The sequence below is a fragment of the Sphingobium sp. YBL2 genome (assembly GCF_000943805.1).
Classification (GTDB): Bacteria; Pseudomonadota; Alphaproteobacteria; order Sphingomonadales; family Sphingomonadaceae; genus Sphingobium; species Sphingobium fuliginis.
On the sequence record NZ_CP010954.1, the window covers coordinates 961,141 to 973,432 of the forward strand.

The 12,292-nt window shown below is 65.4% G+C and carries 11 protein-coding genes; 8 read left to right on the forward strand and 3 right to left on the reverse strand.

Annotated elements, in window-relative coordinates; all coding sequences use genetic code 11:
* Positions 1-13 precede the first annotated feature (13 nt).
* A complete protein-coding gene (locus tag TZ53_RS04615) occupies positions 14-577 on the forward strand; it encodes a thiamine phosphate synthase (protein WP_044660591.1) in 564 nt (187 codons plus the stop codon).
* Positions 578-699: 122 nt separating this feature from the next.
* Here the strand turns inward: TZ53_RS04615 and yczR are convergent, their stop codons facing one another.
* On the reverse strand, positions 700-2,163 hold the full coding sequence (yczR, locus tag TZ53_RS04620) for a MocR-like transcription factor YczR (protein WP_044662856.1): 1,464 nt from the start codon (positions 2,161-2,163) through the stop codon (positions 700-702).
* Positions 2,164-2,252: 89 nt separating this feature from the next.
* On the opposite strand from yczR, the gene yczE reads away from it, so the two are divergent.
* Positions 2,253-2,855 (forward strand): membrane protein YczE, encoded by a 603-nt coding sequence (yczE, locus tag TZ53_RS04625; protein WP_025549635.1) that lies wholly within the window; start codon positions 2,253-2,255, stop codon positions 2,853-2,855.
* 120 nt (positions 2,856-2,975) lie between these two features.
* Positions 2,976-3,482, forward strand: a complete 507-nt coding sequence (locus TZ53_RS04630) for a DUF1993 domain-containing protein (RefSeq protein ID WP_044660592.1) — start codon at positions 2,976-2,978, stop codon at positions 3,480-3,482.
* A 147-nt stretch (positions 3,483-3,629) separates the two neighbouring features.
* Here the strand turns inward: TZ53_RS04630 and TZ53_RS04635 are convergent, their stop codons facing one another.
* The gene (locus TZ53_RS04635; RefSeq protein ID WP_025549637.1) at positions 3,630-4,112 is read right to left on the reverse strand and encodes a hypothetical protein; all 483 of its coding nucleotides are present in this window, start codon (positions 4,110-4,112) and stop codon (positions 3,630-3,632) included.
* Positions 4,113-4,198: 86 nt separating this feature from the next.
* On the opposite strand from TZ53_RS04635, the gene gyrB reads away from it, so the two are divergent.
* Genes gyrB through TZ53_RS04650 form a run of 3 tightly spaced genes read left to right on the forward strand, consistent with a single transcriptional unit; the run spans position 4,199 to position 7,789 of the window.
* Positions 4,199-6,706 carry a DNA topoisomerase (ATP-hydrolyzing) subunit B gene (gene gyrB / locus TZ53_RS04640; protein WP_044660593.1) on the forward strand — a complete coding sequence of 836 codons (2,508 nt, stop codon included), beginning with the start codon at positions 4,199-4,201 and terminating at the stop codon, positions 6,704-6,706.
* A gap of 4 nt (positions 6,707-6,710) precedes the next feature.
* Positions 6,711-7,274: a DNA-3-methyladenine glycosylase I gene (locus TZ53_RS04645; RefSeq protein WP_044660594.1), complete on the forward strand. Its 564-nt coding sequence runs from the start codon at positions 6,711-6,713 to the stop codon at positions 7,272-7,274.
* A gap of 8 nt (positions 7,275-7,282) precedes the next feature.
* Entirely contained in the window at positions 7,283-7,789 is a 507-nt protein-coding gene (locus TZ53_RS04650; RefSeq protein ID WP_044662857.1) for a COG3650 family protein, read from the forward strand.
* A 328-nt stretch (positions 7,790-8,117) separates the two neighbouring features.
* Here the strand turns inward: TZ53_RS04650 and TZ53_RS04655 are convergent, their stop codons facing one another.
* The gene (locus tag TZ53_RS04655) at positions 8,118-8,849 is read right to left on the reverse strand and encodes a hypothetical protein (RefSeq protein ID WP_025551889.1); all 732 of its coding nucleotides are present in this window, start codon (positions 8,847-8,849) and stop codon (positions 8,118-8,120) included.
* A gap of 229 nt (positions 8,850-9,078) precedes the next feature.
* Here TZ53_RS04655 and TZ53_RS04660 point away from each other — a divergent pair, with 229 nt between their 5' ends.
* The gene (locus tag TZ53_RS04660) at positions 9,079-9,528 is read left to right on the forward strand and encodes a DUF3576 domain-containing protein (protein ID WP_025160613.1); all 450 of its coding nucleotides are present in this window, start codon (positions 9,079-9,081) and stop codon (positions 9,526-9,528) included.
* Positions 9,529-9,642: 114 nt separating this feature from the next.
* On the forward strand, positions 9,643-12,213 hold the full coding sequence (leuS, locus tag TZ53_RS04665; RefSeq protein ID WP_044660595.1) for a leucine--tRNA ligase: 2,571 nt from the start codon (positions 9,643-9,645) through the stop codon (positions 12,211-12,213).
* Positions 12,214-12,292: the final 79 nt, after the last annotated feature.

The following is a 12,292-nucleotide window of genomic DNA, read 5'->3' on the forward strand; positions in this document are numbered from 1 at the left end:
GCTGCTATAGGCGATGGCCATGCAACGCCGCCACCGCAAAAAATTGCCGACGATCTGGTTGATGACCGACGAACGCATCGGGGAGCCCGCCCTGCTGGCTGCTGTCGCCCGTCTGCCCAAGGGGAAGGCGGGAGTCATATTCCGGCACTATCGCACGGCCGCGGCGGAGCGGCGCGCCCTGTTCGATCGGATCGCCCGGATTGCCCGAAGGCGGCGGCTGGTGCTGATGCTGGGCGGCACGGCGGCGCAGGCGCAGGCCTGGCGTGCCGATGGCTGGCACGGACGTGACCGGCGGCGGGCAGGAAAGGCGCTGCTCCACAGCAGGCCGGTGCATGATGGGCGGGAGATGGCGGAAGCCGTGCGCTATGGGGCAAATATCGTCCTGCTCTCGCCACTCTTCCCGACGCGCTCGCACCCCGGTTCACCCCTATTGGGGCGAGCGGGCTTCGCCGCCCTGGCCCGGCTCGCCCCGATGCCGGTAATCGCCCTGGGCGGGGTGAACGCGGCGCATCGGCATATGCTGAAGGCAATCGGCGCTTCCGGCTGGGCCGCCATCGACGGCCTGTCGGGCCGGTGACGGCGGTAAGGGCGGGCGATCCAAAGGCCGCACCTTATTCTCGCGAGCCGCTTGTCTCCTGCGGATTCCTCCGCAGGAGCATGCCGCGCCGATGGCAGTTCATGACCCATATCCGCCAGCGCTCAGATCAACCGATCCGCCTCCAACGCCGCCGCCAGGGAATCGCGGCCGCGCGGCATGCGGGCGTGAAGCCGCGCATCGGCTTCCGCCAACCGCTCGACGCCAGCGGTCAGTTGCTCCTCCGATAAGGTGAAGGGCAGGCGGAGGAAGCGCTCGAACGCCCCGCTCACGCCGAAGCGCGGCCCAGGCGCGACACGCACGCCATGACTCTCGGCAATGGCGGCCAGCGCCGTCGCCTCGCCGCGCGGCAGTTCCGCCCAGAGCGACAGGCCGCCGGCAGGGGATTCGGCACGCCAGTGCGGCAGGTGTCGTTCGATCAGCCCCAGCAGATGATCGCGACGCCCCCGCAGGATCGCCGCCCGCGGGCCAAGCCCTTCGTCGCTATCGATCAGATGCGCGACGGCAAGCTGCTCCACCACCGGGCTCGCCATGTCCATCGTCGTGCGCAGTCGTCCCAGCGCCGCGACGGTCTGCGGATCGGCGCGAATCCAGCCGACGCGCAGCCCACCCCAGAAGATCTTGCTGGCCGAACCCAGGGTGATGACCTGCCGCCCGGAAGGATCATGCACCGCGACTGGCGGCGGCGGCATATTGTCCAGACCCATCGCCGCCATGGTCTCGTCGATGATCAGCGGCATATGGCTGCGCGTCGCCGCGGCCACCAGTGCGCGGCGGGTGCCCGGGTCCATGCTGCGCCCCGTCGGATTGTGGAAATCCGCGATGATATAGGCGAAGCGCGGACTGGTCTGGCGGAAGGCCGCTTCCATCGCGTCGATGTCCCATCCCTGCGCGGGCAGGCCGACAGGCACCGGCACGACATGGGCGCGCTGCAAGGCCTGGATCGCATTGTGATAGGTGGGATGGTCGATCACCGCCCGGTCGCCCGGTCCCGCCAGCCAGTGGAGCAACAGCGAAAATCCCTGCTGCGCGCCGTTGGTGACGATGATCTGGTCCGGACTGGTGGGACATCCCCGCCGCTCATAATAGGCGGCGATCGCCCGGCGCAGCGGCGGCAGGCCCAAAGGATCGTACCCCAGCTCGCCCAGAAAGGCGGGCAGGGCCTCCACCGCGACCTGATAGGCGCGGCCCACGCCCGGCGCGGCCGGCAATGCGGCATGGGTCCAGTTCAGGATATTGCCGCCGTCGATCATGTCGATTTCCGGCAGGGCCTGTTCCATCCGGCCGGGCGGCAGGCGGGTGACGCTGCCCGATCCCTGCCGGCTTTCCAGAAAGCCTTCGTCGCGCAGCCGGTCGAAGGCGGCGGCGATGGTCGTGCGGCTGAGGCCCAGCGCGGCGGCCAGTTCCCGTTCCCCGGGCAGGCGGACGTTCAGGCCGACGCGCCCATCCAGCACCAGCATCCGCAGCGCCTGCGCCAATTGGCGATAGGCGGGCTCCGCGCTGTCTTCGGCGCGCCAGGCGCCCAGCAGGCGAAGCAGGGAAGGCGGCCGCAACAGGGAAGTGGACATGACCATAGGTTCCAATCCGGAAAGGGAGGAGGCCACTTACCCAATAATGGCCATTTTGTAAAAGGCCATTTCGGGTGATTTCAACCGCCATGATGATGCACCGCCGCCTTTTCCAGCTTTTCTGGGGTCTTGGCCTTTATGGCTTCTCCATGGCCCTGATGCTGCGCGCCGATCTGGGGCTCGATCCCTGGGACGTGCTGCACCAGGGATTGGCGCCGCGCCTGGGTCTGAGTTTCGGCATGACGGTCAATCTGGTCGGGGCGATCGTGCTGTTGCTCTGGTGGCCGCTGCGTCAGCGGCCCGGTATCGGCACGGTCTGCAACATTGCGGTGATCGGCACGGCGGTGGACCTCAGCCTGATGATCCTGCCCACGCCGGAGGGTTATGCCATGCGCTTCGCCTGGTTGGCGGCGGGGATCGTCCTCAACGGCATTGCGGGCGGCGCTTATATCGGCGCGGGGTTGGGCCCGGGCCCGCGCGACGGGTTGATGACGGGCTTCTGCCGCCGGACCGGATTGCCGGTCAAATGGGTCCGCACCGGTATCGAGATCGGCGTGCTGGCGGTCGGCTGGCTGCTGGGCGGCACGGTGGGCCTCGGCACCCTGCTCTATGCGGCGACGATCGGGTGGATCGTGCACCATGCCTTGCCCTTCTTCACCATTGTCCCGCGCGAACGCCCCGCGCTTGGCTGATCCGGTTGCCCCCTGACCGGCCGGCATGGAGTCCGCCGGCCGGTCCTTTTATTTCGCGCGGGTATCGACTGTGGTGATCCACGCCATATCTAGGCGCCTCACGATCATGAGGAGAGCCTGGTGGCGACCGACCTGTACGACCTGACCGTTCCCGTCTTCATCCGCGGGCTGCGCAACCTTTCCGCCATTCTGGAGAAGGGCGCCGCCCATGCGGAAGAAAGGGGCATCGATCCACTGACGCTGACGCAGGCGCGCCTGATCGGGGACATGGCTCCGCTCACCGGACAGGTGCAATATGCCAGCGACAGCGCCAAGGGGGCGGTGACACGCATCGGTGGGCTCGATCCGGTTGCCATGCCCGATACGGAGCAGAGCTTTGCCGACCTGCAAGAACGGATCGGCAAGACCATCGCCTTCCTGGAATCCGTGCCTCGCGAGCGGATCGACGGGCGGGAGGATGCGGAAGTGATCCTCAAGGGCCCTCGCGGCGAATTCCGCTTTACCGGACGCAGCCATGCGCTGGGCTTTGCGCTGCCCAATTTCTATTTTCATGTTTCGACCGCCTATGCGCTGCTGCGGCAGGCGGGGGTGCCGCTGAGCAAGATCGATTATCTGGGTGGGATTTAGCGGCCGGGTGGCGACGGTCGTCATAAGGCATTCCCCTCCCGCCTGCGGGAGGGGTTAGGGGCGAGCGCAGCCAGCCTCCAGCCTTGCCGTCAGCAAACCACCGCCGATGTCGCGCCCGCCCGCTCCCGCCTGCGGGCGGCGCACCCCCTAACCCGCGATCAACCGGATGGCGGCGCTCGACACCCAGCCGCTGGGGCAGGGGCCGTCATAGGGCTGCTTGCGATCCACCGGTCCGGACACGCCGCAATCCACCGGGGCCGCGGCATTGTCGGCAGGAGGATCGGGGACCAGAACGACGCCCAGCCATTTCTGGTCGAGGCTGCGGGTGCAGACCCATGCGCGGCTGCCCTCCGCCATGCGGGCGACTTCTCCGGCGTCCGAAAAGGGCGCGGCCCGGACCGCCGCTCCTCCGGCGCCTACGCGCACCGCCTGGCCCATCGCGCCGCAGGCGTCGAGGCGCGGACCGTCCTCCCCAATGGTCACCGGGCGGACGAGGCGCGATTCCAGGCGGGTTTCCGGCACCTCCTCCCGCGGTGCGCCGGCAAGCGAACTGTTGGGCAGTTCCTCCAGCACGTCGCTGCTCTTGGAGCAGGCGGCAAGCATCAGGACCAGGGTCAGGATCATGCGCATAGCCGCCTGATAGACCCTGCCCGGCGCAGGCGATAGCCGCCATGTTTCGCTTTAGTTTGCTGCCCCTTTTCCCTATATGCTCGGATATGAGCGAGGAAAGTCAGAACAACCCCAACAGCAATGCCTATGGCGCCGACAGCATCAAGGTCCTGAAAGGGCTGGATGCCGTGCGGAAGCGGCCCGGCATGTATATCGGCGACACCGACGACGGTTCCGGCCTGCATCATATGGTGTTCGAGGTCAGCGACAATGCCATAGACGAGGCGCTGGCCGGCCATTGCGACCGCATCCTGATCACGCTCAATCCCGACGGATCGGTCAGCGTGGAGGATAATGGCCGCGGCATCCCCACCGACATCCACAAGGAAGAGGGCGTCTCAGCGGCCGAGGTCATCATGACCCAGCTCCACGCGGGCGGCAAGTTCGAGAACACGTCGGACGACAACGCCTATAAGGTGTCGGGCGGCCTGCACGGCGTGGGCGTCAGCGTGGTGAACGCGCTCAGCGAATATCTCGACCTCAACATCTGGCGCGACGGCAAGGAGCATTATATGCGCTTTGCCTATGGCGACGCCGTGGCGCCGCTCAAGGTGATCGGGGACGCGCCCGCGGGCAAGAAAGGGACGAAGGTCACTTTCCTCCCCTCGACCGAGAAAGTGCCCGGCGACGGCGGCACGTTCAAGAACCACACCGAATTCGATTTCGAGAAGCTGGAGCATCGCTATCGCGAACTCGCCTTCCTCAATTCCGGCGTGCGGCTGTTCCTGATCGATGCGCGGCATGAGGAGAAGAAGGAGATCGAGCTGTTTTACGAAGGCGGCATCGCGGCCTTCGTGAAGTGGCTGGACCGCAACAAGCAGCCGCTGATGCCCGATCCGATCGCGATTTCGGGCAGCCGCGACGATGTCACCATCGACGTCGCGCTGGAATGGAACGACAGCTATTATGAAAATGTCCTCTGTTTCACGAACAACATCCCGCAGCGGGACGGCGGCACCCACCTTGCCGCCTTCCGCGCTGCGCTGACCCGGACGCTCAACAATTATGCCGACAAGTCCGGCCTGTTGAAGAAGGAAAAGGTCTCGCTGACCGGCGAGGATATGCGCGAAGGCCTGACCGCCATCGTGTCGGTCAAGCTGCCCGATCCCAAATTCTCCTCGCAGACCAAGGACAAGTTGGTCAGTTCCGAAGTGCGTCAGCCGCTGGAAAGCCTGATGGCCGACAAGATGGCGGAATGGCTGGAGGAAAATCCCCAGCATGGCCGCATGATCGTGCAGAAGGTGATCGACGCCGCCGCCGCCCGCGAAGCCGCGAAGAAGGCGCGCGAACTCACCCGGCGCAAGGGGGTGATGGACATCGCCTCGCTGCCCGGCAAGCTGGCCGACTGTCAGGAACGCGATCCCGCCAAATCCGAACTCTTCCTGGTGGAGGGCGATTCGGCCGGCGGTTCGGCCAAGCAGGGGCGCAACCGGCATAATCAGGCGATCCTGCCGCTGAAGGGCAAGATTTTGAACGTAGAGCGCGCCCGTTTCGACCGGATGCTCTCGTCCAAGGAAGTCGGCACGCTGATCCAGGCGATGGGCACCGGCATCCGCGACGATTTCAACCTGGAAAAGCTGCGCTACCACAAGATCGTCATCATGACCGACGCCGACGTCGACGGCGCGCATATCCGCACGCTGCTGCTGACCTTCTTCTACCGCCAGATGCCGCAGATCATCGAGGCGGGGCATCTCTTTATCGCCCAGCCGCCGCTCTACAAGGCGACGCGCGGCCGGTCGGAGGTCTATCTCAAGAACGAAGCCGCGCTGGAGCAGTATCTGGTCGACAATGGCGTCGAATCCATGGCGCTGGAAACGACCGGGGGCATGCGGTCTGGCGAAGACCTGCGCCACCTGATCGAGCATGGCCGGCGGATGCGCGCGGTGATGCGCTATGTGCCGCGCCGCTACAATCCCGCGATCATCGAAGCGCTGGCGATCAACGGCGCGCTCGATCCGGAACTCAGCCATGAGGCGCAGGCCGAGCGGTTGACGAACACCGTCCGCTGGATGGATGCGCAGGACGAAGAGGGCAGGTGGACCGGCCGGATCGCGGAGGAGGGCGGCTTCCATTTCGAGCGGCTGTGGCGCGGCGTCACCGACCATCACATGATCGAGGCGGGCTTCATCGGGTCGGCCGAAGCGCGCAAGCTGCACGCCATCGCAACCGAGGAGGCGGACAGCTATCGCACCGCCAGCCGTCTGGTCACGGCCAAGGCGGCGGCCGCCGCCGAGGAGGCGGGGGATGACGATCTGCCGGTCGCGACCAAGGGTTCGACGGCGGTCACGCGGCCCAGCGAATTGCTGGAGGCGATCCTCGCTGCCGGGCGCAAGGGGCTGGCGATCCAGCGGTACAAGGGCCTTGGCGAGATGAATGCGGAACAGCTTTGGGAAACCACGCTGGACCCCGATAATCGCTCGATGCTGCGGGTGGAGGTCGAGCAGGCGGACGTTGCCGACGAGATTTTCACGCGGCTGATGGGCGATGTGGTCGAACCGCGGCGCGAGTTCATCCAGGACAATGCGCTGAACGTCGCCAATCTGGACGTCTGATCCGATGGAGCGGGTCCGTTGCGGTTGGGCTGGATCGGACCCGCTTTATTGCGCCTATCATGACAGCGAATGGGGCGTTCCGGAACGCGATCCGCGGATGCTCTGGGAAACGCTGATGCTGGAGGGCTTCCAGGCGGGCCTCAGCTGGATCACCATATTGCGCAAGCGGGAGACGTTCCGCGCCGCCTTTGCGGGGTTCGATCCGGACAAGGTTGCGCGCTTCGACGGGGCCGATGTCGAACGGTTGATGGGCGACCCCGGCATCATCCGGGCGCGGGCGAAGATCGAAGCGACGATCGGGGGCGCTCGGATTTTCTGCGATATGCGGGAACGGGGCGAGGATTTCTCCGCCTATGTCTGGAATTTCGTCGGGGGCGAGCCGATCCGGAACGATGGCCTGACCTTCCCGGCCAGAACCGACCTTTCGGAAGAGATTTCCCGAGACCTCAAGAAGCGCGGCTTCAAATTTGTGGGCCCCACCATCGTCTATGCATGGATGCAGGCGATCGGGATGGTGAACGATCATGCGGTGGATTGCTTCCGGCGGGATGAGGTCGGCAAGGCGTGAGACGATTCCTGCCGCTGGTCCTGTGTGCGCTGGCGGGGTGTGGCGGCGACGGGATGCCCACGGCCAATAGCGCGCAGCCTCACGCCTCCGCACCGATCGGGACGCCGGACCCAGCGCCAGGCCAAGGCCCTGAAAATATTTCGAAACTGGTTCCACGTGGAACAGAGGCACGTGGGACGGAGGAGAGCCCGCCGGTCAGCTCTCCCGGCGTTAAGCATGCTGTGGACGATGGTTATCGGGCGATCGGGACCGAGCCTTTCTGGGCCGTGACGGTAAAGGGATCAACCGCCGTGCTGGAGCGTCCGGACAGGGCGCCCGTCCGCTACGCCATATCCCGGAACGACGACCCGCGGGCTGTCCGTTTCCTGGGCGAGGGCTTTTCAATGACCGTAACCGAAGGGCCATGCAGCGACGGCATGAGCGATGCGGTCTGGTCCGACCGCGTGGCGGTGGCCTTTGGCGAGGGAACGCTGAACGGCTGCGGCGGCTTGCGGGACGATCAAGGCGAACCGTAGAGCCAATCGACATTCAGAAGATGACGAGCCGAGCCGAAGGCCACCGAAGGTAAAATGGTGGTTTTCCGTGACCCGGAGCGCAGCCTACTCAAAGTAGGTGAGCACCGGAAGCACGGAAAAGCGCCATTTGCAGGCCGTCAGGGCTGAATGTCGATTGGCTCTAAAGCCCCCGGTTGCCGGGCGACACAGGGCGCTCAGGTCTTTCTGCCGGATGGAAGCGGGACATGCTCCCGCCCCGGACCATGGTTCGGCCTGGACGGGACCAACGCTGGACAAGACAGAAGCCGAGGCAGGCATGATGCCGCTCAACCTCTTTCCTCAAGCCGTTTTAGAATTTGAAGATCGTGCCCAGATAGACGGCCTGCGCATCCTGCCGGTCGTCGGTCATCGGCGTCAGGCGTCCGGCAAAGCTGTTATTATAGCGAATGCCCGCGGTGACGTTCAGATTGCGCGTCAGCGAATAGGAACTGGCCAGATCCAGCGAATAATCCTTGTCCGCGCTGGGGTTGCGGATCGTCGCGGCCGGTTCGCGGCGGCTCTCGATCAGCACCTTGGTGCTGAAACGGTCCTTGCGGCCCTGATCCAGCGAGAAATTCCTGGCGCCCGCCATCGGCTCGACGGCGACCGGGTCCAGTTCCTTGCGGCCCACCGCTTCGGGCAGGGCGAACTTGCGCCAGTTATGCGCGCTGTTCAGGCTGAAGGCGACGGGCGCGATGCTCACCGGGTCCAGCGTCCGGCTGATCGCGACGCGATCGTTCAGGTCGGCGGCGCGCACCATGACGGTGACCGAGCGCTGACCGCTCAGCGACCCGCTGGTGGGGGTGAAGCGGAAATTCTGGCGACTCGCGGACGCGGCGATCTTCGCATAGGCCGCCGCCAGGCGCGGGTCCTTGGTCGTCGGCGTGAAGGAGGAGATGCTGCCCAGCGCACCCAGCGAAACCGGCGTTTCGGCGCGCATGCGGACAAGGTCGGTGGCCGCCCCGATGGCAGGGGACAGCATGAAGCCGGCCACGGCGACCGCCGAGCCTGCCAACGCTATATGTCCCCTTTTCAGGCGCATGTTCCGAATCTCTTCCCCGCCGACTACTTTTCTATGGTCCTTCATATACGCAAGGCTCTGGAATTGGTAGAGCGCCACCGGTTTTTTGTCGGAGCTGTTGCACGGAACACACAGGACTCGCCCCGGTTGCACGGCGGGTCGTCGTCGCGCCGTCCCGGAGTCCCCCTTGCCCATTGCCGCCGGTCCTCTATAGAAGCGGGGCGTTTACTCGTTTGATGGGACAATAATGATGGTCCGCCGCCTTTCTTCGCGCCTTTCCGCCGGTCTGCTGCTGGCTGCACTTCTGCCGCTCGCCGCCTGCGGGGGCGGCGCCAAGGACCGCCCGAAGGCGGACCTCGCCGCATCGAAGGTGACGACCATCGGCGTCAACGCCTATCTGTGGCGCGCCAGCCTCGACACCCTGTCCTTCATGCCGATGGTCCAGACGGATTCGAACGGCGGCGTGATCGTCACCGACTGGTACGCCAATCCGAACAGCCCCAATGAGCGGATGAAGCTGACCGTATCGATCCTCGACCAGGATCTGCGCGCCGATGCGCTGCGCGTCGCCGCCAGCCGCCAGGTCAGCCAGGGCGGCCAGTGGGTCGACGTGCCGGTGCAGGCCGCGACCGTGCAGAAACTGGAAGAGATCATCCTGACCAAGGCCCGCGACCTGCGCCGCATGGCGATTGCGGGCTGATCGCGGCGTCGATTTCCGTTCGCCCTGAGCCTGTCGAAGGGCCATATGTTCTTGAAGAGTAGTGCAGGGCTTCGACAGGCTCGGCCCGAACGGCACTTGAGTTAAGGATTATCCATGCAAAGGCGCTTCAACCCGCTTGAGGCCGATGCCCGCTGGCAGGCCGTCTGGGACGAGAAGCAGACGTTCAAGGCGTCCGACAGCAGCGACAAGCCGCGCAGCTATGTGCTGGAGATGTTTCCCTATCCCTCCGGGCGCATCCATATCGGCCATGTCCGCAACTATTCGATGGGCGACGTGCTGGCCCGCTTCCGCCGGATGACCGGGCATGAGGTGCTGCACCCGATGGGCTGGGACGCATTCGGCATGCCCGCCGAAAACGCCGCGATGGAGAAGAAGGTGCATCCCGGCGCCTGGACCCGCTCCAACATCGCGACGATGCGCGCGCAACTCAAGAAGCTGGGCTTCGCGCTGGACTGGAGCCGGGAACTGGCGACCTGCGAGCCGGACTATTACGGCCATGAACAGGCGCTGTTCCTGGACATGCTGGAAGCGGGCCTGGTCTATCGCAAGGAATCGGCGGTCAACTGGGACCCTGTCGACATGACCGTGCTGGCGAACGAGCAGGTGATCGACGGCAGGGGCTGGCGATCCGGCGCACCGGTCGAAAAGCGCAAGCTGTCCCAGTGGTTCCTCAAGATCACCCAGTTCGCGGACGATCTGCTGGCGGGCCTGAAGACGCTCGACCAGTGGCCGGACAAGGTGAAGCTGATGCAGGAAAACTGGATCGGCAAGTCGGTCGGCCTGCAATTCCGCTTCAGGCTGGACGCGCCGGTCGGCGGAATCGGTGAGCTGGAGGTCTTCTCCACCCGCCCCGACACGATTTTCGGCGCCAGCTTCGCGGCCGTCGCCGCCGATCATCCGATTGCGCTCGCCCTGGCGGAAAAGGATGCGGCGCTCGCCGCCTTCGCGGAGGAATGCCGCCAGACCGGCACCGCCGCCGCCGAGATCGAGACCCAGGAAAAGAAGGGCTATGACACCGGCCGGTCGGTGATCCACCCCTTCACCGGTCGCAAGCTGCCCTTGTTCGTCGCGAACTTCGTGCTGATGGACTATGGCACCGGCGCCGTCATGGCGGTTCCGGGCCATGACCAGCGCGACCTCGACTTCGCGCGCAAATATATGCTGCCGGTCGAGCGCGTCGTCGCCGCCGAAGGCGACGAAGCCAAGGGCATTGGCGACGAGGCCTATGTCGGCCCCGGCAGGCTGGTGAATTCCGACTTCCTCAATGGCCTGGGCGTCGAGGAGGCGAAGGCGCAAGTCATCCGCCGCGCCGAAGAGGGCGGCTGGGGCACCGGCACCACCGTCTTCCGCCTGCGCGACTGGGGCGTCTCGCGCCAGCGCTATTGGGGCACGCCGATCCCCGTCATCCATTGCGAGGATTGCGGCCCCGTGGGCGTGCCCAAGGACCAGCTTCCCGTGGTCCTGCCCGAAGACGTCAGCTTCGACATTCCCGGCAATCCGCTGGACCGGCATCCGACCTGGAAGCATGTCGACTGCCCGAAATGCGGCAAGGCGGCGCGGCGCGAGACCGACACGCTGGACACCTTCGCGGATTCAAGCTGGTATTTCATCCGCTTCGCCAGCCAGCCCAAGGACAGGCCGTTCGACCGGGAAACCGTCGAGAAATGGCTGCCCGTCGGCCAATATATCGGCGGCGTGGAACATGCGATCCTGCACCTGCTCTACGCCCGTTTCTGGACCCGCGCGCTCCGGCATATGGGCCAGATCGGCTTTGCCGAACCGTTCACCGGCCTCTTCACCCAGGGCATGGTGACGCATGAGACCTACAAGGCGGCTGTCCCTCTCCCGGTTCCTGCCGATTATGATGGCTCGCAGCCGGAAATGCATGCTGCCGAGATTTGGGTTTCGCCCGCTGAGGTCGAACGCCGGGACGGCAAATGCTTCCTTGTCGGGACCGACAGTGAAGTCACCGTCGGCCGCGTCGAGAAAATGTCCAAGTCCAAGAAGAATGTCGTCGATCCGGACGACATCATCGCCCAATATGGCGCGGACGCGGTGCGCTGGTTCATGCTGTCCGACAGCCCGCCGGAGCGCGACCTGCCCTGGACCGAGGCGGGCATCGAAGGCTCCTGGCGCTTCGTCAACCGCCTGTGGCGGCTGTTCGGAGAAGCCGACAAAGCGGCAGAGGGGAAGGACAAGACGCTCGACCGCAAGCTGCACCAGACCATCGACGGCGTGGCGAAGGACATTGAGGCGCTGTCCTTCAACAAGGCGGTGGCGAAGATCTACGAACTCACCAATGCAGTCGAAAAGGCCACGCCCTCGGCCAGCCGCAGCGCGGCGATCCGGGCGCTGGCTTTGCTGGTCGCGCCCATGACCCCCCATCTGGCCGAAGAGGCATGGGCCGACATGGGTGAGGAAGGTCTGATCGCGGACGCGGCCTGGCCGGCGGTCGATCCGGCATTGCTGGTCGAGGATGAAGTCACCATCGCCTGCCAGGTGATGGGCAAGCTGCGCGACACCATCACCGTTCCCAAGGGCACCCCCAAGGACGAGCTGGAACGTCTGGCGCTCGCCGCGCCCAATGTGGTGCGGACGCTGGACGGCGCGACGCCCAGGAAGGTGATCGTGGTGCCGGATCGTCTGGTGAATTTGGTTATCTGACAACATCCGTTCGGGCTGAGCCTGTCGAAGCTCTTTACTTCTCTTTGGGGAAGAACGGCCCTTCGACAAGCTCAGGGCG